Source organism: Streptococcus sp. HMSC072C09 (genome assembly GCF_001813105.1).
In the GTDB taxonomy this organism is placed as follows: Bacteria; Bacillota; Bacilli; order Lactobacillales; family Streptococcaceae; genus Streptococcus.
In genome coordinates, this window is sequence record NZ_KV811503.1 from 43,416 (window position 1) to 69,583 (window position 26,168).

The 26,168-nt window shown below is 43.0% G+C and carries 23 protein-coding genes; all 23 read right to left on the minus strand.

Going from position 1 to position 26,168, the window contains the following annotated elements:
* Window positions 1–1,798, minus strand: a 1,798-nt coding sequence (locus HMPREF2893_RS08810; RefSeq protein WP_186822254.1) for a GBS Bsp-like repeat-containing protein, incomplete at its 3' end; no start/stop codon positions are given.
* 145 nt (window positions 1,799–1,943) lie between these two features.
* On the minus strand, window positions 1,944–2,996 hold the full coding sequence (locus HMPREF2893_RS08815; RefSeq protein WP_070594622.1) for a glycosyltransferase: 1,053 nt from the start codon (window positions 2,994–2,996) through the stop codon (window positions 1,944–1,946).
* Window positions 2,997–3,011: 15 nt separating this feature from the next.
* Window positions 3,012–4,109: a UDP-galactopyranose mutase gene (glf, locus tag HMPREF2893_RS08820; protein WP_070594623.1), complete on the minus strand. Its 1,098-nt coding sequence runs from the start codon at window positions 4,107–4,109 to the stop codon at window positions 3,012–3,014.
* Window positions 4,110–4,190: 81 nt separating this feature from the next.
* Window positions 4,191–5,348 (minus strand): hypothetical protein, encoded by a 1,158-nt coding sequence (locus tag HMPREF2893_RS08825; RefSeq protein ID WP_049492582.1) that lies wholly within the window; start codon window positions 5,346–5,348, stop codon window positions 4,191–4,193.
* 139 nt (window positions 5,349–5,487) lie between these two features.
* Complete coding sequence (locus HMPREF2893_RS08830; protein ID WP_049492586.1) at window positions 5,488–6,906, minus strand: flippase; 1,419 nt, start codon at window positions 6,904–6,906, stop codon at window positions 5,488–5,490.
* A 6-nt stretch (window positions 6,907–6,912) separates the two neighbouring features.
* A complete protein-coding gene (locus HMPREF2893_RS08835) occupies window positions 6,913–7,938 on the minus strand; it encodes a zinc-binding dehydrogenase (protein WP_049492589.1) in 1,026 nt (341 codons plus the stop codon).
* A 1-nt stretch (window position 7,939) separates the two neighbouring features.
* Window positions 7,940–8,647, minus strand: coding sequence for an IspD/TarI family cytidylyltransferase (locus tag HMPREF2893_RS08840; RefSeq protein WP_049492592.1), 708 nt, complete (start codon window positions 8,645–8,647; stop codon window positions 7,940–7,942).
* A gap of 57 nt (window positions 8,648–8,704) precedes the next feature.
* Complete coding sequence (locus tag HMPREF2893_RS08845) at window positions 8,705–9,670, minus strand: glycosyltransferase family 2 protein (RefSeq protein WP_049492596.1); 966 nt, start codon at window positions 9,668–9,670, stop codon at window positions 8,705–8,707.
* Window positions 9,670–10,764 (minus strand): non-hydrolyzing UDP-N-acetylglucosamine 2-epimerase, encoded by a 1,095-nt coding sequence (gene wecB / locus HMPREF2893_RS08850; protein WP_049492598.1) that lies wholly within the window; start codon window positions 10,762–10,764, stop codon window positions 9,670–9,672. The genes HMPREF2893_RS08845 and wecB overlap by 1 nt, the downstream gene beginning before the upstream one ends.
* On the minus strand, window positions 10,761–11,846 hold the full coding sequence (locus tag HMPREF2893_RS08855) for a glycosyltransferase family 4 protein (RefSeq protein ID WP_070675826.1): 1,086 nt from the start codon (window positions 11,844–11,846) through the stop codon (window positions 10,761–10,763). Before HMPREF2893_RS08855 ends, wecB begins: the two co-directional genes overlap by 4 nt.
* Window positions 11,821–12,546, minus strand: coding sequence for a WecB/TagA/CpsF family glycosyltransferase (locus tag HMPREF2893_RS08860; protein WP_371106549.1), 726 nt, complete (start codon window positions 12,544–12,546; stop codon window positions 11,821–11,823). Before HMPREF2893_RS08860 ends, HMPREF2893_RS08855 begins: the two co-directional genes overlap by 26 nt.
* A 17-nt stretch (window positions 12,547–12,563) precedes the next feature.
* A complete protein-coding gene (locus HMPREF2893_RS08865) occupies window positions 12,564–13,349 on the minus strand; it encodes a LicD family protein (protein ID WP_070661596.1) in 786 nt (261 codons plus the stop codon).
* Window positions 13,350–13,352: 3 nt separating this feature from the next.
* Window positions 13,353–14,729, minus strand: coding sequence for a sugar transferase (locus HMPREF2893_RS08870; protein ID WP_070675828.1), 1,377 nt, complete (start codon window positions 14,727–14,729; stop codon window positions 13,353–13,355).
* Window positions 14,730–14,748: 19 nt separating this feature from the next.
* A complete protein-coding gene (locus HMPREF2893_RS08875) occupies window positions 14,749–15,441 on the minus strand; it encodes a tyrosine-protein kinase (RefSeq protein WP_021154082.1) in 693 nt (230 codons plus the stop codon).
* Window positions 15,442–15,453: 12 nt separating this feature from the next.
* Window positions 15,454–16,149 (minus strand): Wzz/FepE/Etk N-terminal domain-containing protein, encoded by a 696-nt coding sequence (locus HMPREF2893_RS08880; protein WP_070675830.1) that lies wholly within the window; start codon window positions 16,147–16,149, stop codon window positions 15,454–15,456.
* A 44-nt stretch (window positions 16,150–16,193) separates the two neighbouring features.
* Window positions 16,194–16,925, minus strand: coding sequence for a capsular polysaccharide biosynthesis protein Cps4B (gene cps4B / locus HMPREF2893_RS08885; RefSeq protein WP_031574381.1), 732 nt, complete (start codon window positions 16,923–16,925; stop codon window positions 16,194–16,196).
* A complete protein-coding gene (locus HMPREF2893_RS08890) occupies window positions 16,922–18,391 on the minus strand; it encodes an LCP family glycopolymer transferase CpsA (RefSeq protein WP_070675832.1) in 1,470 nt (489 codons plus the stop codon). The genes cps4B and HMPREF2893_RS08890 overlap by 4 nt, the downstream gene beginning before the upstream one ends.
* A 188-nt stretch (window positions 18,392–18,579) precedes the next feature.
* On the minus strand, window positions 18,580–19,185 hold the full coding sequence (gene nrdG / locus HMPREF2893_RS08895; protein ID WP_070675834.1) for an anaerobic ribonucleoside-triphosphate reductase activating protein: 606 nt from the start codon (window positions 19,183–19,185) through the stop codon (window positions 18,580–18,582).
* A 4-nt stretch (window positions 19,186–19,189) separates the two neighbouring features.
* Window positions 19,190–19,690: a GNAT family N-acetyltransferase gene (locus HMPREF2893_RS08900; protein WP_070675836.1), complete on the minus strand. Its 501-nt coding sequence runs from the start codon at window positions 19,688–19,690 to the stop codon at window positions 19,190–19,192.
* Between the two features lie 317 nt (window positions 19,691–20,007).
* Window positions 20,008–20,148: a hypothetical protein gene (locus HMPREF2893_RS11000; protein WP_003002079.1), complete on the minus strand. Its 141-nt coding sequence runs from the start codon at window positions 20,146–20,148 to the stop codon at window positions 20,008–20,010.
* Window positions 20,149–20,159: 11 nt separating this feature from the next.
* On the minus strand, window positions 20,160–22,370 hold the full coding sequence (nrdD, locus tag HMPREF2893_RS08905; protein WP_070675890.1) for an anaerobic ribonucleoside-triphosphate reductase: 2,211 nt from the start codon (window positions 22,368–22,370) through the stop codon (window positions 20,160–20,162).
* Window positions 22,371–22,492: 122 nt separating this feature from the next.
* Window positions 22,493–24,331 carry an MFS transporter gene (locus HMPREF2893_RS08910; RefSeq protein WP_070675892.1) on the minus strand — a complete coding sequence of 613 codons (1,839 nt, stop codon included), beginning with the start codon at window positions 24,329–24,331 and terminating at the stop codon, window positions 22,493–22,495.
* A gap of 167 nt (window positions 24,332–24,498) precedes the next feature.
* Window positions 24,499–26,034: a cardiolipin synthase gene (gene cls / locus HMPREF2893_RS08915; RefSeq protein WP_070675838.1), complete on the minus strand. Its 1,536-nt coding sequence runs from the start codon at window positions 26,032–26,034 to the stop codon at window positions 24,499–24,501.
* Between the last annotated feature and the right edge of the window lie 134 nt (window positions 26,035–26,168).

The following is a 26,168-nucleotide window of genomic DNA, read 5'->3' on the forward strand; positions in this document are numbered from 1 at the left end:
TGTAGCCATCGAAGCCTTGAAGGTTCTTAGCTGTGATGGTGAAGGTGCCGTCTTTTTCTGATTTTGTAATGGTCAGATCAGCTGCGACAGCATTGGCCGGTTTTGTCGCCGTATAATCGATAAAGGCCTTTTTCACAAATTTGTTTTGACCTTGGGCATCTACATAGAAGACCTGCGCTTCGTATTTGCCATCAGCATTTTCGTGGTCACTGGCTTTGGCCGTTACAGTATAAGAACCGTCTGCCTGGCGAGTCGGAGTATACCAGATGATGTCTTTCATGCCATTCGCATGAGACCAGAATGGAATCTTCACTTCCTTGTAGCCATCGAAGCCTTGAAGGTTCTTAGCTGTAATGGTGAAGGTCCCGTCTTTTTCTGATTTTGCAATAGTCAAATCAGCTGATACTGGTGTCTGATTTTTCTTTCCAATGGCTACTGTCGTCGTTGTTCCACCCACACCCGTCATTTGTCCATTGTTCTGAACATAGTAAAGATGGACATTGTAAAGACCGGTTGAGTTTTTATGGTTCTCTGCTTTGACATTGACGATATAGGTCCCATTTGCTTGACGATTAGCTGTATACCAAACAAGGTCATCTTGACCACCTGTTTCTGACCAGATCGGTACAGAAACGGTTCGAACTCCATTTGGTGCCTGAACATTTGAGATGACAACGTCAAAGCGGCCCGTCATAGTATCGTTATTGACAATATCAATCTTCCCACTTAAGCTGCCTTCTGTTGGATCCGCTGCAGGTTTTGCGTTCGCTGTGAAGCGACCGGTATAGTCCACACTGTGGTCAAAGAGGTGTTTTCCTGGAAGCAATTCCGCTTGAGAAGTGAACTGCCAGGCGCCAGCTTTCCCATTGTAACGCAAGCTTTTCGCATCGTTTACAGACAGTTTTGGAGAAGGGTATTGGGCAACCCAGAAATTCTGAAGACCAAATTGAGCGGTGTTGACAGGACCTTTCTTGCGAAGATTGTTTTCATCCAACCAGCTAGCACTGGTGTAGAACATCAAGTTGGTGTAACCATTTTTACGCATTTCGTCCGCCCAAGCTTGGGTGTTGCGGTTAATATTTGGCTGCATCTTGGCATCCTCAAAGTCATTGACCATGAGGGTGTTCTTTGGAATATTCAAGCGTTGCGCTTCTGCAATGTAGAATCGCGCTTCTGCACGCGCTGCTTCCTCAGAAGTATAGCGTGAGAAGTGGTAGGTCGATACTTGCAGACCCGCAGCCTGTGCATTACGAATTTGGTTCTCCGCATTTGGGTTCTTGTACCAAGTGTCTTCTGTCAATTTGACAACGACACCGCCCACGCCTTTATTAGCTAGGGTACGGTAGTCGCCAATACTAATGTCTCCGTTGTGGCTACTCACATCAACGAATGATTTTGGTTGAACCGCCACATCTGTTGAACGACCAGCAGGAGCGTGAGCGCCTGTGTTAAAGAAGGTCGTGCTTCCTGTATTAGACGGAAGAGGAGTTTCTTCTTTCTCAGTCGTCGATGCTTCTGTAGCTTTCTCTACAGATGGGGTTCCACTTTCTGAAGCCGTGGTCTTGCTCGCAGGTGCTACAGACTGTTCAGTCACATTTGCTGGTGCTACATAGTTGCTTGCGACAGGTGCTACCGACTTTTCAGCAACGGCTACTTCTGGCGCTTTTTCAGCTTGGACTTGGTTGCCTTCAGTAGTAGTGGCCTCGTTTGAAACCAGCTCATCTGCACTGACTCCCTGAGCAGATACAGCCATCAAGACTGCCGCTCCGGCATAAAAAATAAGATCTTTCTTTTTCATATAAACTTCCCTTTATACAAATTTTATACGTTAATCATTTTACCACACGGTTTCAGCGATGAAAAGTTTTATAAGGCAAATTTTTAAAATTAGTGATATTTTTTTGAAAAACTAAAAAAAGAAGTCTGTCTGACTTCTTTTGATCTTATGATAAATGCTTTAAGGCTGTCTTTAAGTAGTTACCATCTCGGATTTCTTGGCCAACACGCTTGGCATTGTCTACCAAATCTTGGTAATCGGCATCTGAAAGATTGTCGATTGTCTCCTTCAAGTCATGAAGAGACTCTACTGCAATCCCACAACCCTTCTCAAGCACAAAGTGAGACAAGGCTGACTGTTTCCACACCACCAGCGGAAAGCCCGATGCTAGATAAAGCGACGCCTTGTGAGAGTTGTTGTAGCGAAGGTACTCCCCAAAAACACCACTACAAGTTTCTGCACTATCCCCATCCCAGACTAGTCCAAAACCACCCTCAAGGGCTGCAGGAAGCTCATCCGGTAGGAAGGAGCCAAAGTAAGTTTCATTCTCTAAAGCTCTACTCTCATCAAAACCAACACCATAGAGATTATAGGCAGGTTCTGCAGGAAGAGCATAGAGATAACCAGCTTTTTCCTGGGCCAAATTACCCGCCACAATCATCGGCTGGTCTTTTGTTTGGCCACTTTTTTCTTGGAAATCTGGAATTAAATAGTCAAAAATACCAAGGCTGATAATCTTATCTTCCGCAATTCCTTTATCCACCAAGACAGATTTCATAACTGGATTGTGGGCGATGATCCCATCAGCTGCCTTGAGAAAACTTGCTTCTTGAAGGTACATCCGAATTCTGTGTTTTAAAGGTAGTGAAGTCATATTGGCATGGCGAAGCACTTCTAGGTCATGAATCAAGAGATAGACTTTAATCCCTCTTTTTTGTGCTTTTTTAACCAAATGGGTTGAGAAAAAACTATGGTGGAGCATTGGAAACTGGATCAGCAACTCATCTCCTTGCTTTAGTTGATCCAAGGCTTGACCGAAAGCCTTCGCCTTATGGCGTTGAGCCACAAGGGTACTCATCTGATACCAATTGTCGACAGAAAGGACCAAGGGATGATAGCCTTCTTCTTTCACAATACTTTCTACGTCATTGCGTGCTTTATTTCCTGCGTTCTTTGCGTTGACATCATGCAGGAATTCTTCTTTTAAGTAGTATTTCATAGATTATGGTTTCTTTCAATCAAACTCATTTGCTACGACTTCTAGAGCGCGCTCAATAACCACGTGCATATCGTAGTATTTATAGTCTGCTAGCCGTCCACAGAAGATGACCTTGTTGTTTTTCTCAGCTTCTTCTTGGTACTTAGCAAACATGGCGTTGTTCTTTTCATCATTGATTGGGTAGTAGGGTTCATCCCCACGTTTCCAGTCAGCTGGGTACTCACGTGTGATAACTGTCTTGGGTTGTGTACCATACTCAAAGTGCTTATGCTCGATGATCCGAGTGTAAGGAATCTCACGCTCGGTATAGTTAACCACGGCATTCCCTTGATGGTTTTCCTCATCTAAGATTTCGTGTTCAAAACGAAGACTACGGTACTCCAACTCACCGTGTTTGTAGTCAAAGTACTGGTCAATCATTCCTGTAAAGACAACTTTATCAGCTGAGCTTTCTAGCTCTTCACGATTGGCAAAGAAGTCAACTCCAAGTTCTACTTCTACATCACCCAGCATGTTTTCAATGATGACATTGTAACCACCGATTGGAATCCCTTGGTAACGGTCATTAAAGTAGTTGTTATCAAAGGTTAAACGAACTGGAAGACGTTTGATGATAAAGGGTGGAAGGTCTGTCGCAGAGCGTCCCCATTGTTTTTCAGTATAGCCCTTAATCAACTTTTCGTAGATATCTGGACCAATCAACTTGATAGCTTGTTCTTCCAAGTTCTTAGGTTCAACATCCTTCATGTCAGCTGTTTGCTCGGCAATCTTGTCCTTGACTTCTTGAGGAGTCTTGGTTCCCCACATAGCATAAAAAGTATTCATGTTAAAGGGAAGATTGTAAAGACTGCCCTTGTAGTTAGCAATTGGTGAGTTGATATAGTTGTTGAATTCAGCGAACTGGTTGACATAGTCCCAAACCTTTTTGTTGGACGTATGGAAAATGTGGGCACCGTACTTATGGACGTTGATGCCTTCAACCTCCTCGCAGTAGATATTGCCACCGATGTGATCTCGCTTGTCAATCACTTTTACTTTTTTACCACGTTTAGTAGCTTCATGTGCGAAAATGGCTCCAGACAAACCAGCACCAACAATCAGATAATCGTACATAGTAGACTCCATTATTTTTCTATTTTAAAATATATCTAAACTCTCAGCCATATCATAGACTCATAGCTATAGATTAGATCTTCAAATCCCCCCAATTTCCTCACTATAAGAGAGGGAATTGGCCGGCTTTTTCTTGACAATTTCTGTCGCAAAGAGTGTGAACATAAAGATGTTATAAGTCGGTACAAACCAAAATGCTTCAATCATACAGTTAATCGCAATGAGGGACAAAATTGCAACAAATAAATAACGTCCCTTCTTGAATTCATATTTTGAAACAATGACATAAATGCCGACTAATAAAGCAACCGGTACGATACCATAGGTAAATAACATCTGGACATAAGACGAATCGACATAATTATAATTGAGGACAGACTCTGTGCTTCCTCCAGATCCAATAAACTGAACCTCTCTTGTTCCGAACCAATTCAAAGGGTATAAATTAAAAGCATTTTTACCTAAGGCTAACCGACCTGTAATGAATTGATTAATTTGAACATAAAGTGGAGATGACCAGGAGAAATGATAGGTCAAGTAGATCATTCCGCTTGAAAAAAGGATGATCGAATAAGGCAACAAGTGATACAACTTCAACTTTTTCTCTTTTGTAAAATAAAAGAAGAGAAAGAGCAAGACAGCGACCAAAAGCGAGATCGCATTCATACGAGCGTCACAGAACTTGATAATAAAGAGAGCTAGAAGAACGCCACTCAGAGATCGTAAGCCAATATACCGATCTTTTAGCAAATAGGAGATTGCGACATAAAGGTAGAAACAATGGGCTGCGAAATCTGTTGGATAGATAAACCCAAATGAATTACGGATAACAGCACCCCGACTATATTGTAAGTTTGGAACAACCTTTAACAGTGACAATAGAAATACTGCAAGGACAATCGTACCTGCAACACCTACATAAGTTTTTAAAATGACTTTCCTATCCGCATTGACCAGCAAAATCATTAAGAGAGAATAAACTAAGAAATTTAACTTATCCGTCTTGAAATAAACCATAACAGCTACCATCAATAACATGGCAGACAAGATTAGATAATGATAGGGAATCGAGATTTTATTAAAAAAACGAAGCAATAAGAGAGCTACAACCACTAAGAGGGAGCTCGCACCAACATGCAAAAAGCCCTTATTTAACATCGTAGTGGATATTGTATTAAAGAAGATCACAATCGAGACGACAAAACCAACCAGTAGATCGTCAAATTTCATTTTTATCATTAAATTACCTGATAAAGAATTTTTAAAGAAAAGCTCATTCTGTCTAGATTGGAATGCCTGCTTAGGGAACACCCCTGCTATAGCATTCTTTTCTAAAGATTTTGTTTACTTAAAAATTCATATCCTTCCTTTCTACTCTCTACTGTTTATTTAAAAATTGTTGTTTTAATTCTTTCACATCTACCACTCTCAGAGATAGGATAGCGATCAGATAAATGATCCCACCAAGCACCGCATACACGAGTACATTCAGAGTAGGGGTGAAATGTAGGAATGGTTTTATAAGGAGCAAGAGGCCATACATTACAGCAGATGCAAAAATAATTTTTGCCATAGACCCGATAATTGGAACTTCCCTGAGGTAATGACGGGTATAGTACAATTGAATCAGCCATACCAAGGATTCTGTTAAGACGGATACAATGGCTGCACCGATAAAACCAAAATGAGGTAAGAAGAGCACATTCAACCCGACACTGACGATAGCAGGAATCGTAGTTGACAGCATAAATTCTTTGTTCTTATCATGCGGGATGAGAATTTGAATCCCCATGATATTGGTCCATCCGATGAAGAACATACGGAAGATCATGATAGCGATGGCATAGCGAGCATCTTGGAAATCCTTCCCTAAGAAGAATCGAACAAAGTCATCGTTGACAATCAGCATACCCGCAATGATTGGGAAAATGACCAAATTATAGATCAAAAAGGACATTTGGTGCATCTTATTGACAGCCTTGTGATCTCCGGAAGCCAAGAGACTCGCCACGCGCGGAAGCATGACACTTCCTAAAGACGTCACAAGGGTCAGCAAAATATTAACCAATTTCAAGGCCTGGTCATAAATCCCTACATCCTTTGTAGAGGCGAGAGCCCCCAACATAGTCCGATCCAAGGTAACATAGAGGGAAATAGCAATCTGCGGTAAAAAGAGCAGAATGACCGGTTTTAAGTGCACCCGTGCATAAGCCAAATCAAAATGGGCTTTCCCAATGAACTCCCGAGCGGGTAGCCACATGCTGAGCTGACCTAAGAGTTCAAAGATGGTGAGTAAGAATACATAGAGATACAGATCATTGGCAGATTTGACAAACAAGAAGATGGAGATGACTCCAACCAGTTTGACCGTGATATTTCGAACGGTAATCTTACGAAAGTCCTCTAACCCCTGAAAGAGCCAGGAGATGTCGAGTCCCTTTGAAACCAAACTGAGCCCTAAGATATAGGCCACAGGGTTTTGCATAGAAGGAAGCGCCAAGCACAGCAAGACATAGAGTAGGATGGACACAAAGGTCGCTCCTAACTGGAGGGTATAAATCCCCCAGAAATTCTTTTGGATGTCTTTGCGGTGTCCTGAGATCTCCTTGGTTCCATAGTTAGCCACTCCCAAGGTCGCCAAAAGGATAAAATAGGTGACGATGGAGTTGAAATAGCCATAGGTCCCCAAGTCATTCGAGCTAAAGACCCGCGTCACATAAGGGGTGGTAATAATCGGCAAGATAATCACCAGCAACTGGTAAGAGAGATTATAGGCGTAATTTTTAAGAACTTTCATGACTGTCTACAATCCCCACTTGAAGACCGTTTTAAACGGTGTGATCAAATCCGTCGCAAAAGCTCGATGAATATCTGGAATGGTTTGAACTTCTCCATCAACGTGGATAATGTTTTTCAAACGACTTTGGACCCGACGATTAGCCAGCATCTCTACAGCCCGCTCAAAATCCTCACGACCTGAGCGAGAAGACCCTACAAAAGTCAAGCCCTTTTCAAGAACATCTCTTGTATTAACTGCGACCCGGTTGTCACTAACCCCCATCAACATCACGGTTCCTTGAGGCTTGATATGATCAATAATATCATTGATGGCTGGTTCACTTCCTTGGCCACCAGTACACTCAAAGGCGTGGTCAAACCGTTGATCGTCTGTCAACTCGCTGGTTAAAATGGCTTGATGAATGAAATTAAACAATTGCAGTTTATCATTGTTGCGCCCAACTACAGTTATCTTCAAATCTGGGTAAAGATAGTGCAAAGAAGTCGCAACCACATATGAAAGACTACCATCTCCTAAAATCAAAACGGACTCTCTTCGTTGGTGGGCAATGAGGTCAAAGCGATGAATGGCATGCATGGCAACACTACTAAATTCCGCTAAAGCTGTGACTGGGCCCCGAACTTCCTCTGGGTAAGCCACTACACGATCCAGCGGTAAGGCAACGACTTCCTGCATAAAACCATTAAAGCCACTAGACAAGAAGTGCGTCCCCTCCAAATAATTTTCAAAGAAGACACCCTCTGTTTGATGAGGAGGTTGATTGGGAACCATGGCCACAATCTGTCCTGGTTGATAGGTTCCCGTAGGATCCGCTACCACGATACCAGACGACTCATGGATCAGGGCCATGGGTAATTTCTTTTTAAGCACCTTAGGATCCCGTTTTCCTTGATAGTAACGTTGGTCCGCATGACAAATAGCCATGTAATAAGGGCGTATTAACACCTTGTCTTCACGGCTCATGTCTTCTTCTTGGTATTTGATGGTAATATTTTTCGGCTGGGTCAGCTGAAAGATTTGGTTCAACATATTAATTGTCCTCAATCATACCGCGTGCAATTTTCAAATCTGTAATCGTCGTAATTTTAATATTGGAATATTCCCCTTTAGCAAGAGCAACTTTTTTACCATTGATGACAAAGATCTTGCAGGCATCTGTCAAGACTTCTTTTTGCTGATCACTCAAATCATGGTACAAGGCAAGAAAGTCTTTCATTTTGAAGGTTTGAGGGGTTTGACCCTGATAGAGGTATTGGCGTTCAGGGATATCCGTGATAAAAGTATTGTCCAAGCTTTGAACAATGGTATCGGTCGCTTCGACCACTGTATCTACAACATCATGGCTCTTGGCTAGTTCAATGTTTTCTTGGATAGTTTTTAGGCTAACAAAAGGGCGAACCGAATCATGGGTGACGATAATATCCTCTTCTGTCAAAGGCTGCAGCTCATCGATAGCCAGGATGATGTTTTCGATGGTAGAGTTGCGGTCACTTCCTCCCTCTACAACCAAGATCCGATCCTTATAAGAAGCCAAGTACTTGTCGACCAGATCTTCCGTATAGGTCACCCAGTCCGGATGAATCCCCAATACAATCTTTTGAATCTCATGGACCAATAAGAACTTCTCAACCGTGTGGATTAAAATAGGACGTCCACCCAAATCCAAAAATTGTTTGGGCATATCCGTAATCCCCATCCGTGAGCCTGTTCCACCTGCTAAAATCCCTGCATAAATCATCCTAAACCTCCTGATGTTGTCTCTTTTTCCTTCTCTAGAACATGGCTATTTAGCAATCTAGCCTAGTTTTGCTCTCACCTTTTGATACAAATGAGGAGAAAGGAGCAAAAGAAGGTATTTGAGTTTATTTTTTCTTGTAATATGTGAATTGATTAGAATATCTTTCCAATAGCGACGATACTCTTTGCGAATTTTGTTAACCTGATCATACATATGAGAACCCAGCATAGCATGGACCACATGCAAGCCATTAAAGACATAGCGGGTATTGAGCGCTTTTTTCATTTCCGGATCATCAGGATAGTCTCTCTCGACATAGGCTCTGTTCCATTCCATGGCCTTGTAGAAATCCAAGAGCCGATCGCTATAAGAAGAATTGACGATACTCCCTGGTCTTCGATAGTATTTATAAAGATTTAGATCGCTAACTGCAATTTCCTCACAACAAGCAATATGTTCATAAGCAACAGCCAAATCTTCATAAATCATTCCTTCTGGATAGGGATGTTGGAGTAAGATCTCTTTCTTGTAGAGTTTACCTCCTGAATGGGTCCCAACGTGGTGACCATAGAACATTTCTTTGAGGGCTGTATGACGATCTAATTTCCTTGAACTTTTTTCATTTAGATCTCCTGAAAAATCTTTGTCCTCATGATTTCTGACTTCAATAACCGGTGTCGATACAAGGTCAACTTTATACTGTTCTTTTAAGCTAACCAAATATTCGACTGTTCTAATGTCATAATAATCATCTGAATCAAGGAAGATAATCCAGTCAGTTGTCGCAGCTTTCACTCCTGTATTTCGAGCATTAGACAATCCTCCATTTTGAAGATGGAGCACTCGAATACGGTCATCTTCCTGAGCATACTGGTCGCAAATTTCTCCTGATCGATCAGTCGATCCATCATCGACTAGGATGATTTCGATATTTGAATAGGTCTGTTGTCTAAGACTACCGACACTATACTGTAAATACTCCTCGACATTATAGACCGGTATGACAATCGAAACCTTTTCCATTATGCTAATCCCTTCATGATAATTTCTACAATCTGTTGACAAGCCGTTCCATCCCCATAAGGATTACTTGCCCGGCTCATCTTCTCGTATTCATCTTGGTCTTCCAGAAGGAGCTTGAAGTTGCGATAGATGTTTTCTTCTTCTGTTCCGACCAATTTCAAAGTCCCTGCAGCCACACCTTCTGGACGCTCTGTCGTATCACGCATGACAAGGACGGGTTTTCCTAAAGAAGGTGCTTCTTCTTGGACACCACCTGAGTCTGTCAAGATCATATAGCTTTGGTTCATGAAATTATGAAAATCAATCACTTCCAAAGGCTCAATGATTTTCATTCGCTCATTCTCTCCAAAAATCTTGCTAGCCAATTCTCTGACCTTTGGATTTTTGTGAATAGGATAGACTACCTTGACATCTTCAAACTCTTCTAAAATCCGGTTGACCGCACGGAACATGTGCTCCATGGGTTCTCCAAGATTTTCTCGACGGTGGGCCGTCAACATGATGAGCTTGCTTCCTTTCGCCCATTCCAATATAGGGTGGTCGTAGTCTTCTTGGACTGTAGTTTTTAAGGCATCAATAACGGTATTTCCCGTAACGAAAATATTTGTCCGTCCTTCTTTTTGAAGATTCTCTTTTGAAACCTGGGTTGGAGCAAAATTGTAATCTGCCACTATGGAAGTAGCTTGACGGTTAAACTCTTCAGGATATGGGCTTTGAAGATTGTAAGTCCGAAGCCCTGCCTCCACATGCCCCACTTTGATGCCCATATAAAAGGCCGCCAAAGCTGTTGCAAAGGTGGTTGTGGTATCTCCATGGACGAGGACAATATCAGGTTTTTCTTGCTCCAAGACTGGTTGGATTTTTTCCAAGATAGAGGTCGTAATAGTAAACAAGGTTTGATTGGCCTTCATAATGCCAAGATTATAGTCTGGAACAACACGAAAAACGTCTAACACTTGGTCCAGCATTTCCTTGTGCTGCCCTGTTACACAGACTACGGTTTCAATGGTATCGTGTTGTTTGAGTTCATTGACCAAAGGACACATTTTAATGGCTTCTGGACGCGTCCCAAACACTAACATTACTTTTTTCATTTCGAACCCTTCCTCATCGATTGGTAAAAGTTACGATAGTTGTCTAAAAAGATCGGATAGCTAAACTTGTTATCATAATCTCTCTTTGCTTGAGCAGCTAAAGAGGCTCTTTTCTCAGGATCCCCTGCTAATTGTTTAATTGCTTGAGCTAAGGCTTGCGGATCCTCAGCTGGGACGAGGAGCCCATTCTCAGAATTCACTACTTCGTTCACACCTGGAATATCTGTTGCAATCATCGTTTTGCCGTTCATAAAAGCCTCGATTGCGACCAATCCAAATCCTTCAAAGACAGACGGAAGGACACAAAAGTCAAAGCTATTGATACACTCTACCACGTCGCTTCGGTAGCCCAAAAAATGAATTCTTTCTTCCAGACCGAGCTTTTTTGTTTGATTTATCAAATCATTTTTCAATTCTCCGTCACCGACAAGAAACAAGGATACACTTGGATTTGTCACAAGTGACATGGCTTGGATCAGGTAGGGTAAGCCTTTTTGTTCGGATAAGCGAGCGATACAGCCTATTTTGATACCGTCACATTTAGTAATTTCATTTACTGTATGCTCACTTTGTTTCATTTTCACTCCATTATAAATCACAACAGAGTTTTTTGACCTTACATCATTAAGGATATTTTCCTGGACAGCTTGACTGACAGCAACCGTTCGAGCCTTTCCTAGGGCGAATTTATAAAGTGGTAATTTATCCTTGAAAACATTATGGGCTGTGTAGACATGGATCAATTTTGGATGGCGCATCTGCAGCAAACGAATATAGAAAGCAGCCATCCGGTGATGGGTGTGAACAAGAGTGATCTCATTTTCTTTGATGATCTTGGAAAGACTAGCAAGAATCTTAAGCACAGTAGCTGGCTGTTTGCTATCGACATCTAGAATCCGATGGTGTTGAATCCCATTCTCTGCTAGTTTTTCTTCCCACAATCCACCAGTAGACGCAACATGAACCTGGTCAAATTCATCCTTGAGGTCTGTCGCCAACTGATAGACAATGCGTTCTGCCCCACCGATATCCATGGTCCGCGAAATGTGCAGAATATTATTTTTTTGCTTTCCGTTTTTCATGTACTACTCTCTTAATAAAAGTGGCATTTCCGACAAAATAGCGCTTAAAGAGCCGTTTTGGTTCATTGGCCACACGGAACAACCATTCCAGATTGGCCTTTTGCATCCACATAGGTGCCCGCTTGATATGACCTGAGAGGACATCAAAGCTTCCTCCCACACCCATAAAGACAGAATTGACTCCATTGTCCATAAACTTCTGGATCAAGTACTCTTTTTTAGGAGAGGTAATGCCGACAAAGACAAAATCTGGATTCTTCTCACGAATATCCTCTTGAATAGCCTCCTCCTCTTCAGCAGAGAAATAGCCATTGCGATGGCCCACTACTCGGAGATTTGGATAATCCTTTTTAAAGATGGCCAACATATCGGTCAAGACTTCCTCTTTTGCCCCGAAGAAGTAGACCGAGTAGCCTTTTTCATTGGCTAAATGGAGCAATTCCTGCATCAAATCAATGCCTGCCACGCGCTCTGGTACAGCATAACCCAAATAGCGCGCCGCGAGAACAACAGAAGCGCCGTCTGCATTAATGATTTCAGATTCATTGACAATCTTCTTGATGGCTTCGTCTGTCGCACACTGATTGAGCTTATCTGCGTTGACCCCCATCAAATGGAGTGGTTTTTTATCTCGTACAAATTCTTCTGTAGCAGCAACGGTTTCTGCCATTGTTAAAGGGTCAATTCTGACCCCCATCATTGTAAAACTTTTCAAGCTTATTCTCCCCAAGTGGATTCAAAGTGACCTTTTTGCTCTGATTCTTCAGGCAACTTCATATAATCGCCATAGATCTTTGTCAGATAAGCATCCGGATCAGCATGACCACTGATTTTAATAGTTTCAAAATCAAGGAGTTGTGGCTCCCCAAATACCTCTTTGTAGGCCAATTCTCTCTCGCGATAGGATCCTAAGACATTTCCCACGAGATCACTTGTCTCAAAGTCATATTTTTTGATCGTATTTTGTAACTTCTGATTGATTTTTTCAGTATTTAGTAACTTGTCTAGGTGAAGGATCTTAGAGACCTTCACAATTGTATTTTCAAAGAAACCTCGGTCGCGATTGTGCAATCGATTGATGACAGATATTTTTGAAAGGGCACGGTAATACTTAATTTTATTGGTGTGTAAGAAATAGTGGAAACCATCTGATGGGTAACCATCTAAAGGAAACACATCGATAAAAGGACTACACACAACCCCACCAAATTCAATTTGAAGGGAAGTATCCATGATGGAGGTATTGCCTAAATTATCATCATGAATTCTTAGGATAACATGATCCGGCAATTCCTTTTCGCAAATTTCCAGGAATTTTTCATAATCTTTTCTAGGCATTCCCAAATCCATATCGTCATCCCAGGGAATAAAGCCCTTGTGACGAATGGCGCCCAACAAAGTACCCCCTAAAGCATAATATCGAAGATTGTGTTTTCTGCAAATTTCAATATACTTTTCTAGTAAGGATAATTCTCCTAATTGAATCTGTCTAACTTTACTCACGGGCTACTTCGCTCCTTCTTTTCTAAGTACAACCTTCACGGTCTTGAGCAAGATCTGAATGTCTCTCCAGATCGTCCAATCATCCATGTACGCAACGTCCAGTTTGACCACTTCGTCAAAATCCTTGATTTCACTGCGTCCGCTCACTTGCCAAAGTCCCGTAATACCTGGTTTGAAGCTGAGTCGGCGTTTTTGGGCTGGCGTATATTCTTGGTATTCGTCAACCGTTGGGGGACGAGTCCCGACCAGACTCATATCACCGATCAGAACATTGTAAAATTGTGGCAATTCATCGAGACTGGTCTTACGGATAAAGCGTCCGATTGGCGTTACCCGCGGATCATTTTCCATCTTGAACATGCCACCTGTCATGGTATTTTGTGCCATGAGATCTTTCTTAATTTCTTCGGCATCCACACGCATGGAGCGGAATTTATAGAAGTTGAAATACCGTCCGTTCTTTCCGACCCGTTTTTGTACAAAGAAGGCAGGTCCACCATCTTTGCGGATTAGAGGAACCAAAACGATACTTACTAGTCCACAAATCAAGAGTCCAAAGAGGGCTCCTGCAATGTCCAAAAGACGTTTGGCAAATACGTGACTCGGCTTGTAGAAATTGGTTGAGAAAGTAACGACACTTAGTCCTCCGACTTCTCGAACCCGTTTATTACCTAAGGACGCGAAGTTAAAGGCATTGAGATTGACAGTTACATCGATCCCCATACTCTCAAACTCCGAGACCAAGTCACTAATATTGTAGTCCTCACTTGGCAGATTGATAAACACTTCATCCACCACTTCCTTGGTCACAAAATTCATCATTTGATCTGGCTGCACCACCCGTACACCTGAATGAGCAAAATCAGTATCGTCCATGACAGTGACACCGATTAGTTCTCCATGATAAAGGCTGGGCGAATGCAGAATATCAAACACTTTTTCCATCCGACTGGTCGCTGTGATCAAGAAAATCTTTCGCGAGCTTTTCCGCCGTGGTGAAACAGACTTCCGGTATCTCTTGAGCAAGAGGTCCATGATATAGACGGAAAACGTATTGAAAAGAAAGAAGTAGATCATCCCTCGACGAGAGATGGAAAAGACCCCATCGAGCATAAAAGAGGTAAAGGTGATCCCAACAGCGAAAAATACATTGTATTTCAAGACCTGAAAGAGCTCATCTAGATAGCCTCTGCTATAAAAACGATAAGCAATATTGCTAATGTAAAAGGCTACAAAATGCAAGAGATAGAGAATGGCAATTGTCTGCGACGTGTATTCTGCATCCTTAAAAAGACTCACAATGTAAGCTGAAAATAGGACAGCTAAACTTTGAAAGAGAACAATATTTAGTTTTTCCAGTTCAATTCTTTCTTCTCCCATTTTCCCTCAATCCTATTCTTTACTTTTTCCCGTACTCTCCGTAAGATCCATATCCACCATATGAACCATACTCAGCAGCTTTAATGTTAAATTTATTGAGCACTACTCCCAAGAAAGGTGTGCCTGTTTGTTCTAATTGGTCCTTGGCCTTTTGGACAGCCTTGCGTCCATTGGCACCAGATTCTGTGATCAAGACAGTTCCATCACAGCGTTGGGCGATAATCGCCGCATCGATCACGACCCCAATTGGAGGCGTATCGACAATGATGTAGTCAAAATGTTCACGCAAGGCATCCATCATCACAGTGAAGTTCTTGCTTTGCAAGAGACCTGTTGGGTTTGGTGCGACCTGTCCAGACTCGATGATATCCAAGTTTGGAAAATCAGTCGCATACAAGATTTGATCCAGTTGGCTACGGCCAGATAAGAAGTCGGTCAAGCCTTGGATCTTATCCCGACTACGGAAAATCCCTGTCATGACAGAGTTCCGGATATCACAGTCGACCAAGAGGGTCTTGTAACCCGCACGCGCAAAGGCAACAGCCAAGTTGGTTGAAGTGGTTGATTTCCCTTCATTTTCTTGAACAGATGAGATAGCGATGACTTTTAAGTCCACCCCACTCAATTGGATATTCGTCGCAAGGGCATTGAAGTACTCTTCTGCCTTCCGAATTTCTTGTAATTTGTTTTTTGAAATTTCTAACGTATTCATGCGATCCCCAGTCTACAGTTTCTTAATATCTGGCACAATACCAAGCAAGGTTAAGCCCATCAACTCTTCGATATCTTCTGGTCTCTTGACACGATCGTCCAAGACTTCTAATACAACCAAGAGAACCACCATCAGACCAGCTCCAGCAATAAAGCCAAGAAGGACATTGCGTCGGATATTTGGTGAAGAAGGTGATTGAGGCACTTCTGCTTCATCCAAAGTCGTAACATCTGACACCTTGGTCACAGAGATGATCTTTTCAGCGGCTACATTCCGAAGGCCATTGGCAATGCGAGCCGCTTCTTTTGGATCTCCATCCTTAGCCGTGATCGAAAGGATACGAGTATCTGTCGGAACGGATACACTGATCTTTTTCGACAACTCAGCCGGTGTCATATCGAGTTTCAATTCTTCGATGGCTTGCGTCAAAACATTTTGAGAAAGAATGATCTCACGGTAGTCCTTAACCAAGTAAGAACCCGCCTGCAAATCAGAGTTTGTCAAGGCATTGTTGTCTTGATTTTGGCGACTGACCACGTAGATTCGGCTAGTACTTTGGTATTCTTTCTTGGCTAAAAAGGCACTGTAGCCAAATGCTGCGATGGCAAAGACAAGAGCGACCAAAACGATCGAAAACTTGCGTTTCCATAGGGTCTTCAGCATAGCGAAAACATCAATTTCCACTGCTTGATTTTCTTGATTGTTCATTTCCTAATTACTCCTTCATGTGGATCTCTCCACCTGTTTCCTAGTTAGATTAATTCATCCGCTAACAAGAGTTCTTGATTGCTGACAAAGAGAGCTTGTGCTCGTTGTTCTCCGTATTCTTCCTTGATCAAGCGATAGGCTTCTGCCATATAAGGCGGCCGTTTATCCACATTGTGCATATCACTGGCCACAAAGTGCACCAAGTCTTTTTCTAAGAAGTACCGAGCTCGTTTTTTCAGTTGTTTTTGCTCATCCCCAAAGAGGCGTGGCTTGAGAACGCTGGAACTATTGATCTGCATGTAGCAGCCCATGTCAATCATCTCTTGCACGCGCTCCTCATTTTTCTCCAAGCACTTGTAGCGCTCGATATGGGCCACCACCGGTGTCACACCTAGATGGAGCAAACGGTCCAAGGCCGTATGAATCTCCTTGTAAGGCGTTCCCATGCTGAATTCAATCAGAGCAAAGCGCGTATCTGCCAAACGTGGAATGATCTTTTCTTCCAGTTTTTTCAAGACATCATTAGTAAAGTAGATCTCTGCCCCGTAATGAATCGTTAAATCTGGCGCGACCTCTGCCGCAATTTTTTTCACTTCTTGAAAATTTTCGGAAATCTTTTCTTCGGGAGTTTCAAACATTCCCTTGCGACGATGAGAAGTGGAGATAATGGTCCGTACCCCTTGGCGATAGCTTTCTTCCAATAAGGCACGCGTATCTTCTCTTGTCTTTGGTCCATCATCCACATCAAAGACGATGTGCGAGTGGATATCAATCATTTTTCTTTTCCTTCCATTACTTTTTGAATGGTTTCCTTAGCCTTGGTCAAGCTGGCTTGATCCAACTCCATGACATAGAGGTTGTAACCAGGCATAGCATAAGACGGCAAGTCATTTCGTCCTTGACCGGTGATCGCTTGAGAAGTCACCTCATAAGAACCACCCGTTTCTAACTGGGTATTGATCAAGTTCATCATAGTCGGCAACTGCATATTGGTTTGGACAGAATCTTGGAGGTTTCCGATAATCTCATTGTAGTTGCTTAAGACCTTGGTAGAGGTCAACTTTTTGATAATGGCCGCAATGACTTTTTCTTGGTTTTTCCCACGGTCATTGTCGCCACCTTGAAGAGAGTAGCGTTCTCGGACAAAACCGAGGGCTTGCTCTGAATTCAAATGAACCTTCCCAACTGGGAAATGGAACTTGCCATGAAGGCTCGTGAATTCTTGGTCATTTTCCACATCGATCCCCCCTAGAAGGTCAATCAACTTGAGGAAGGAGGTGAAATTGAGACGAACGTAGTAGTTGAGCTTGATATCATAGAGATTCTCAAGAGTATGGATCGAAGCATCCACTCCGTAGATCCCCGCATGGGTCAACTTATCGTTCTGGTTGTTGCCACCATCTGCAATCGGTACATAGGCATCCCGTGGAGTCGTTGTCAATAGGACTTGCTTGGTCTTCCGATTGACAGTCATGATGATATTGACATCTGAACGAGAAACCGAGGTTACCGGCCCATAGGTATCGATCCCGCTGACATAGATGTTAAAGACATCCGCATTGGCAGATACCTTGCTCGTCGCTGCCACTTCTTTTCGGATCTTGTAGGAATAGATTTTCTTCAACTTCTTCGCATAGTCCGCATCTTCTGCGGCAATGGTATCCTCAAAGGTACTGTTGAGGACCATAGCAGAAGCATTCCCTTCTTGCAGGCTCTTATAGGCATCAAGATAAGTCGGTGCATCCACTACAGAAATTTCCTGACCCTTGGTCTTTTTGATGTTGTCCAAGAGGGCAGTAAGATTAGCTTCGTTATTGTTGCCCTTTGGGGCCACCACTTCCTTGATTTCTTTGATATCTTTGATGTCACTGTCTTTCTTGACATAGACAGCCATCTCAAACTCTGTATAGTTAGAGTGGCCATTGACATTACTGGTCAGATTCAGCAGCTGTTGACTAGCAAATAACACTCCTGAACTAGCCAATAAGCCGACAAGAAGCAGGACCAAAGTTGTCTTTTTGGCCTGATTTTTGATCACAAACCAAGCTGACAAGAGCAAGAGAAGAGCTAGTAGTGCCATCACGAGAACATTGACATAGCGAAAAGCCAAGATGTTATTGGCCAACATGGTATAGGTCGCCCAACTTGCAGTCATAAGCAAAAAAATAAGCAATACGGAATTAATGATTCGCAATTGCCCCCACTTATGCTCTGAACGACGACTCCGTCTCCTTTGTGACATAAATACCTCCAATTAGTCCTAATCATATTTATTGTAACATATTTTTAGCAAAGAATGCATTAATTATCACTATTTTGTCTATTACGTACATCCGAGAAGTAAGCGCTTTCTGAAAAAGGCAAAATCCCTTGTATACTTATGCAGAACATCAAAAAAACCGGGTGAAAAACCCGGTTTTTTTGAGGATCCTACAAAAGATCGTCCCGCTTGAGCTGCTCAAAACTTTCCTTGCCGTCATTGAGCTTGTCCCAGATGACGACTTTTCCTTCTTTGAGGGATTTTTGAACATCAATGATCCGCTGGTTAGAAGAGCCACGGAACTGCAACATGAGGTTGCGTTTGCTCTTATCATAGCGGCCATCCACCAGAATATCAATCAGTGAGAGAAGCTCTAGCTTGTCTGGTGTCTCTAGCATCATTTCTTCCCAGGTGTAGCCAGTCCAAGACCAAATATCTTTGTCGGGCAACTCTTTTCTCACGCGCTTGACCAAGGGCAGAAGGATGCCAGTGTTAAGAAAAGGTTCCCCCCCAAGCAGGGTCAAGCCCTGGACATAAGGTTGAGCCAGATCTGCCATGATCTGCTCTTCTAACTCTTTGGTGTAGGGAATACCTGCATTGAAAGACCAGGTCGCTACATTGTAACAGCCCTCACAGTGAAACATGCAGCCAGCCACATAAAGGGAGTTGCGGACTCCTTCGCCATCGACAAAGTTAAAAGCCTTGTAGTCGATGATGCGCCCTTGACTCAGCTCCTCACTCTTCCATTCGCCTGGTTTTGGTGTATTCCATGTCATCCTTCTACTCCACTTCTATCCAATAACGCTCCGTTCCATTTCGAACATCTTCAAATTGGCCGCCATTAGCTAGAATCACCGCTCGACTGGCCGGATTGTCCGTGCTACAAGTCACCAGAGCACGATGGATGTTCTTTTCTTTAGCTACTTGCAGACCTTGATGAAGAGCTTCTTTTGCATAGTCTTTGCCCCTTTCAGAAGGGCGGATGGAATACCCGATATGACCAGCATAATTCAGCAATCCCTCATTTAGTCTCAGCCGTAGATTCAAAAAACCTAAAGCATGGCCTGATTCATCAAACAATACGAACTGAATTGATGGAACGCGATTTTCAGGCAATCCTATTCCCATTTCTTTATTAAGGTTAGTTTCTAGCCACTCCTCATAATCAAAGTTCTCAGCATCCCAAAAGCCGCCATTGTGGGTAGATTGGGTCTCTTCAAACTCCTCTATCATATCTACAACAGCTTCCTTATCTGCCAATGTTGGTCTGCGTAGTATCATCTTTACCTCCAACTATGAGAAAAGCGAGAGCGGACTCTCACTTTACAACATAAACAATCATTTTTAATAAAATGAGTTAATAAATACTGAATCAATAAGATGACGCTTATTTATTAAACTTTTTCAAGAATCTACTGAGACTTTCCGCCGTGGGAAAAATGCCTGAAACCAACAAGTTTCAGGCATCCGGAATTATTGAGACCCTAGGCTCAATAATTAGTCATGGAACTTCGTAGAAGTTCGCTGACGTCCGTACCCCACCCAAGGAAGTCTCAAAAGAGAATTCCATCTTCAATATGAAGCGAGAATTCTCACCTTTATTTTTTCTTATTCTTATTTAAAAATTGTTCTCTCAGGCTGGCTACTCGGTCTTTTTTATTGATTCCACCCTTTGAATGCTTTTCGTGGAATCGTTGCACCTGGGCCTTGCCTTTATCATCTAATTGGTATTTTCCCATAATGTCCTTCTCTAATCTGTCACTTGGTGACCAGCTGATTTGATCGTGGATCCATTCATGTGTTTGACACGCGCCGCGATTTCCTTATGACGGCCATTGACCATGGGACGAGCTTGTGGGTTTCCGAGATAACCACAGGTCCGTTTGACCACATCAACCGTTTTCGGATCGCTATTGCCACAGTTTGGACAAGCAAATCCGCGCTCAGTCGGCGTGAAATCTCCTTCAAAATCACACTTGTAACAACGGTCAATCGGTGTATTGGTTCCGAGATAACCGACTCGGTCATAGGCATAATCCCAAACCGCCTCAAGGGCTTTTGGATTTTGTTGGAGCACAGGGTATTCACAATAGTGGATAAAGCCACCAGAAGCCCCTGCTTCAGGATAAATTTTTTCAAAATCCAACTTCTCAAATGGGGTTGGGTTCTTACGAACATCGTAGTGGAAACTATTGGTGTAGTATTCCTTGTCTGTGATATCCGGAACCTTCCCAAATTTCTCCGTATCCAGGCGACAGAAGCGGTCTGTCAAGCTTTCTGACGGTGTCGAATAAATAGAGAAGTGGTAATCATACTGGTCAGACCATTCTTCCACGCGCGCTTTCATATCCTTGATGATATCGATCGTGAATTGTTTGGCTTCTGGATTGTGTTCCCAATTTGGACCATAAAAGACGGTTGCAACTTCATAGAGTCCGATATAGCCAAGAGAAACGGTTGCTCTGCGATGACGGAAGAGCTGATCTACCTGGTCATATTTGCCCAAGCGTTTCCCGAAAGCGCCATATTGGTAGAGAATCGGTGCATTGGCTGGTGTCGCTTCTTTGGTGCGTTCCACCCGGTAAACCAAGGCATCTTCAGCGATGTTCATCCGTTCATTAAAGATTTGCCAGAACTTCTCCTTGTCTCCGCCCGATTCCAAGGCAATCCGAGGTAAATTGACGGTCACGACCCCAAGATTCATCCGGCCAGAATTAACTTCCACACCATTCTCGTCCTTCCAACCTTGAAGGAAAGAGCGACATCCCATCGGCACCTTGAAGGAGCCTGTCAACTCGACAATCTTGTCATAAGACAAAACGTCTGGGTACATGCGCTTCGTCGCACATTCCAAGGCCAATTGCTTGATATCATAGTTGGGCGTTCCAGGTTCTAGGTTGAGCCCCCGCTTGAGGGTAAAGATCAGTTTTGGAAAGATGGCTGTCCGATGTTCTGAACCCAGTCCCTTGATTCTAATTTCCAAAATCGCCTTTTGGATTTCCCGTTCGAAGCGATTGGTTCCAAGACCAAAGCCAAGCGAAGTAAAGGGAGTTTGCCCGTTCGAAGTAAAGAGGGTATTGATCTCATATTCCAGCGATTGCATGGCATCATAGATATCTTTTTGAGTCTTGCTCCAAGCATAGTCCTCTTGCTTTTCAGGAAGCACCCACTCTTTGGCATCTGCCAAGTGTTTTTGGTAGTTCTTTTCTGCATAAGGGGCCAGGACCTCATCGATCCGGTCAGCCGAGCAACCCCCGTACTGACTAGAAGCTACATTGGCAATAATCTGCGAGATTTGAGCCGTTGCAGTTTGGATGGACTTAGGACTTTCGACTTCTGCATTCCCGATTTTGAAGCCATTTCTGAGCATGCCTTCAAAATCGATCAAACAGCAGTTGGTCATCGGTGTATAAGGGCTATAGTCCAAATCATGGTAGTGGATGTCCCCTTTTTGGTGAGCATTGGCTACGTGTTTGGGCAACATTTTAAGACCAATAGACTTACCAACGATCCCTGCCGTCAAGTCCCGTTGCGTATTAAAGACATCACTGTCCTTATTGGCGTTTTCATTGACGACGGCTTGGTCCTTATTGAGGAGTTTGCCAATTGTAAAGTTGATATCCGTCGCTTTTGAGCGCTCAAAATCCCGCTGGGTGCGATAAGTAATGTAGCTCTCTGCAATCGCATATTCATTAGCTTGAAGCAATTCATGTTCGACAACATTTTGGATCTCATAAATCTTCACGCCATTTGGAAAACGTTCCAAAATCTCTGCGATTACACGATCGACAATGGCTTCTAGTTTGGCTTCCATCACTGGAGTGAGAGAAGTCACTTCTTCTGTCGCCTTCAACAAGGCTTTATAAATTTTTTCAACATCGAATTGAACACGACGGCCATCTCGTTTTTCAACAAAAATATCCGGGGCCATTCTCAGTTTTTCTTCTCTCAAGGTGATCATACCAAACATGCCTCTCTTCATTTATTTACATACAAGTTGTATTATACCACTCCAAAAATAAAAATCAATATCTTGTGGTGAAAATTCTAAAAAACTTTCTAAAACACAAGATATTGATTTTCTTAAGAGCGTTGATAGAGTTTGAAATGACGGTATTTCTTCTCAACTAGACGATAATTTTCTTTGAGCAAGTCCTTCATATTGGAGGTCAACTCTACCTGATTGTTGACCACAATATACTTGGGTTCAGACCGATCGATTTGTTGGATCACATTGGTCCGATTTTCATTAATTCCCAGATAAGACGTCGGAGTTAGTAGAGCAGAAGCTGCCAAACGATCACTTTCTTGATAGAGAGTAGCTGTCGTATCCCAAGCATAAATGGTATCTTTCGACTTGGTGTGATGTTTAATGTAGCTGGCAATAGCGCTCCGTTCACTGGATTGACCAGACTGAAGCACGACATCTTGAACCACTGGATTCGCCAAGAGATAAACAAGGGCTACTAGCGGTAAGAAAGCTTGACTCACAAAATAAGTAGCCCAAACTTCCTTGTTTTTCTTCTTCCGACCACGACGTTCGATCCCGTCGTTTTCTTCCCCATCTCGTGAGAACCAGATCGCAAACAAAGGAAGAACAAATGGCAACATTGGCAACAATTGGTAAGCGCCTTGTTCCGGAAGACCAATCGACACAATGAGGACTACCAGGCTACCTGCCCATCCCATAAAGCGGAAGATCCGGCGAGCACTGCTATTTTGCTTGGTAAAGGACATCAAAAAGGCAGAAACTAGACCGAAGGCCAGCGCCAACAGTCCATAATAAATGGCATTACTGAAGGCCTGTCCATTACTAAAATTCAAGGCATTAAAGACATAGGTTACTTGGTTAATGGCATAGCCAAAAGTCTGATTCAAAACGGTGATATAGCCAATTGGATAAAAGACGAGTGAAAAACCAAGGAGAGCTGCTAGCAGTTGATAAAAGCCACGCGCCCATCTCTTCTGCTTGATGTTAAAGGCTGTTAATCCAAGGAAGGCCAACAAATAAAACAGGGCACTGGTCATCGGATCAATCAAGAAAGCCACAGCAGCAATCGCACCATAAAGTATAAAGCCTTCGTCCTTACGATGCCCAATCAAATAAGCCAAAATGAAATTCATGCTGGCAAATAGGATTGGAAGGCTAAAGAGAGTCACATAAGTTCCTCCAAAACCAAGGCCTAGCACCAAGAAATAAAAGAGCAACTGGACATTCTTCGCTGTATCTTTATCAGACACCAGCAAGCGCACAACCCGATAGAGGTAAGTACCCGCAAAGAAGAGGGCAATCGCTTGGAGAATCATCAAGATCCAATGTCCACCAGCTAAACTTCCCAACCAGTTGATTGCATAATAGAGCAGACCATTGGTTCCGTAAAAATCACCAAACGGTACTTGACCCTTTGTCATTGCCCAGCCAGCATACAAGTTTTGAGATTGTTGATTGGTTGCAAAACGGGTTAAAAATGGCACCCCGACATGCAGCAAACTAATCAAGAGACTCAACACAAAAGGAATCGCTAGGGGCACTGGACGCTTAGCTTGACGACGGATCGGCTCAACTGCCACATCCGCTTCTAGCTCTTCCGTATCCTCTTCTACCTTAGATACTTCCGCTTTTGTCGCTTCAACTCCCGCCTTACGTGAACGACGACTCATCCGACTGAGCGGTTGCTCCGCTTCCTGTTCCGATTCTTGTGTAGGTTCTGCTACTGCTTCTGGCTTGGCATCACTCATTTCCTCTGATGCCTCCATTGCAACCGGCTCCTCCAAGACTTCTGCCTGCTGGCTATGAGTCGGCTCTTCTTCACGAAAAACTGATTTATCTAGTACTTCGCGAATTTCACGTGTATCCTGAAAACTATCTCCCACGTGAATCCCTAATTTTTTCGAAGTCATTTCTTGCTCTTTTTCGCTCATTCTTTTTCCTTTTTCTAGATCTTTGCTCTTTCCTTTTAGAAAAAAGCCCATTATCTTCTCTAGTATACCAAATTCTGCCGACCCTGTCAGCCTCTTGCCACATAGTCCTATGGAAAAAGAGTCAGATCTCTCAGCTTCTGACTCTTTCTTCTGTATTCTCACACCTATTACAACATCGGTGCGAACAATTGCATAATTTCCTTGATTAAGCGCTGGTGCCAGGTAAAGTGGAAGGTATCTTCAGTGATCTCTTGAGATACTTCAAAGATGTGGTCAAAATCCGCCCGGATCTCTTTCAGAGCAGGCGTCCGATACATCCAGACCGCATTTTCATAGTGATGGACCAGACTACGGTAGTCAAAGTTAATCGACCCTACAACCGCCATTTCGTCATCTGCCAGAACTTGCTTACTGTGGACAAAACCAGGCGTGTACTCATAGATTTTCACACCAGCATCCATCAGATCCAAGTAAGCCCCACGCGTAACAATTTGGATCAATTTTTTATCCGGAATATGCGGGGTCACGATGCGAACATCCACCCCACGAAGGGCCGCATTGCGGATATCTTCTGTCAAATCATAATCGATGATCAAGTAAGGAGTCGTGATATAGACGTAATCCGTCGCTTGGTTGATCATATTTTGATAAACCGTCTTTCCGACCTGCGACTTGTAAATTGGCTTTGGTCCACTCCCATAGGGAATATAGAGCCCTTCTCCTTCGACTGCCTTGTTTTCAATATGATAGCGGTCAAAATCCTCGATTTCCCCACGGTTGATGTACCAGTTCATGAGGAAGAGTCGCGTTAAGGCCTTAACAGCTCGTCCATCTAAACGGATGGCACTGTCCTTCCAGTGACCAAACCGCTCAATGTGGTTGATGTACTCGTCTGCCAAATTGACACCACCCGTATAGCCGATCTGCCCATCAATGACCAGAATCTTGCGGTGGTCTCGGTTGTTATATGCCACTGTTAGACGGGGGATCACCTTGTTAAACTTATGGGCATCAATCCCCATCTTTCGCAATCGTTTGGTATAGTTCCCAGCCAAGGTTGCCATACAGCCGATATCGTCATAAAGGAGTTTGACTTCAACCCCATCTTTCACTTTCTGCTCTAAAATCTCTAGGATACTGTTCCACATCAAGCCCTCATCAATGATGTAAAACTCGATGAAGATAAATTTTTTCGCTGCTTTTAGATCCTCTAGTAGTTGCTCATACATCTCCTCCCCTAGAGGGTAAAAGGTCGATGCTGTCCCATTGTAGAGATCCGCATTGTGGTCCATGGATAAAATCGACTTGACCAAGCCATAAACCGCTTTGCTTTCTTGCTTGAGCTCCTTACGCAACTGATGACTATTGTCCTCTCGAAACTTCATGGACTCCATATTTTTCAGCTGGATCATTTCCTTTTTGGACAAACGCCGCTCGCCAAACATGAGGTATAAAAGCGATCCAAAGACAGGAATGACGGCAATTAAGAGCCAGGTCACCTTATTTTCAGGCGGGGTATTTCGATTAACAATAGCTAAGATTGTCGACACATATAAGAGCCCAATGACTGCAACAGATAGCCAATGAGGGAACCATCTATTGAGCCAAAAGAAGGCCGCAAAGGAGGCCCATAGTTCAAAGCCCATAAACAAAATACTAAATCCATATTTGGACATTAATAGACGTAATTTTCTAAAGGTCACAGCATCCTCCTTGTTTCTTTCTACTAGTATACCAATTCTTTTTACCCGTTGCAACGACCAACCAAACCCCTTCTAGACAAACAAAAAGAGAGTGGGACAGAAGTCCTAGCCTCTCAATTATTTTTGGATTGTCG

Coding starts and splice junctions, on each gene's coding strand:
- HMPREF2893_RS08830 (WP_049492586.1), bottom strand. CDS start 6,906: ATGAAAGTTCTTAAAAATTACGCCTATAATCTCTCTTACCAGTTGCTG.
- HMPREF2893_RS08910 (WP_070675892.1), bottom strand. CDS start 24,331: ATGAGCGAAAAAGAGCAAGAAATGACTTCGAAAAAATTAGGGATTCAC.
- HMPREF2893_RS08880 (WP_070675830.1), bottom strand. CDS start 16,149: ATGAACAATCAAGAAAATCAAGCAGTGGAAATTGATGTTTTCGCTATG.
- HMPREF2893_RS08900 (WP_070675836.1), bottom strand. CDS start 19,690: ATGATACTACGCAGACCAACATTGGCAGATAAGGAAGCTGTTGTAGAT.
- glf (WP_070594623.1), bottom strand. CDS start 4,109: ATGTACGATTATCTGATTGTTGGTGCTGGTTTGTCTGGAGCCATTTTC.
- nrdD (WP_070675890.1), bottom strand. CDS start 22,370: ATGATCACCTTGAGAGAAGAAAAACTGAGAATGGCCCCGGATATTTTT.
- cps4B (WP_031574381.1), bottom strand. CDS start 16,925: ATGATTGATATCCACTCGCACATCGTCTTTGATGTGGATGATGGACCA.
- HMPREF2893_RS08855 (WP_070675826.1), bottom strand. CDS start 11,846: ATGAAAAACGGAAAGCAAAAAAATAATATTCTGCACATTTCGCGGACC.
- HMPREF2893_RS08870 (WP_070675828.1), bottom strand. CDS start 14,729: ATGGGAGAAGAAAGAATTGAACTGGAAAAACTAAATATTGTTCTCTTT.
- HMPREF2893_RS08890 (WP_070675832.1), bottom strand. CDS start 18,391: ATGTCACAAAGGAGACGGAGTCGTCGTTCAGAGCATAAGTGGGGGCAA.
- HMPREF2893_RS08845 (WP_049492596.1), bottom strand. CDS start 9,670: ATGGAAAAGGTTTCGATTGTCATACCGGTCTATAATGTCGAGGAGTAT.
- HMPREF2893_RS11000 (WP_003002079.1), bottom strand. CDS start 20,148: ATGGGAAAATACCAATTAGATGATAAAGGCAAGGCCCAGGTGCAACGA.
- HMPREF2893_RS08860 (WP_371106549.1), bottom strand. CDS start 12,546: ATGATGGGGGTCAGAATTGACCCTTTAACAATGGCAGAAACCGTTGCT.
- HMPREF2893_RS08840 (WP_049492592.1), bottom strand. CDS start 8,647: ATGATTTATGCAGGGATTTTAGCAGGTGGAACAGGCTCACGGATGGGG.
- nrdG (WP_070675834.1), bottom strand. CDS start 19,185: ATGACATGGAATACACCAAAACCAGGCGAATGGAAGAGTGAGGAGCTG.
- wecB (WP_049492598.1), bottom strand. CDS start 10,764: ATGAAAAAAGTAATGTTAGTGTTTGGGACGCGTCCAGAAGCCATTAAA.
- HMPREF2893_RS08815 (WP_070594622.1), bottom strand. CDS start 2,996: ATGAAATACTACTTAAAAGAAGAATTCCTGCATGATGTCAACGCAAAG.
- HMPREF2893_RS08835 (WP_049492589.1), bottom strand. CDS start 7,938: ATGTTGAACCAAATCTTTCAGCTGACCCAGCCGAAAAATATTACCATC.
- HMPREF2893_RS08875 (WP_021154082.1), bottom strand. CDS start 15,441: ATGAATACGTTAGAAATTTCAAAAAACAAATTACAAGAAATTCGGAAG.
- HMPREF2893_RS08825 (WP_049492582.1), bottom strand. CDS start 5,348: ATGATAAAAATGAAATTTGACGATCTACTGGTTGGTTTTGTCGTCTCG.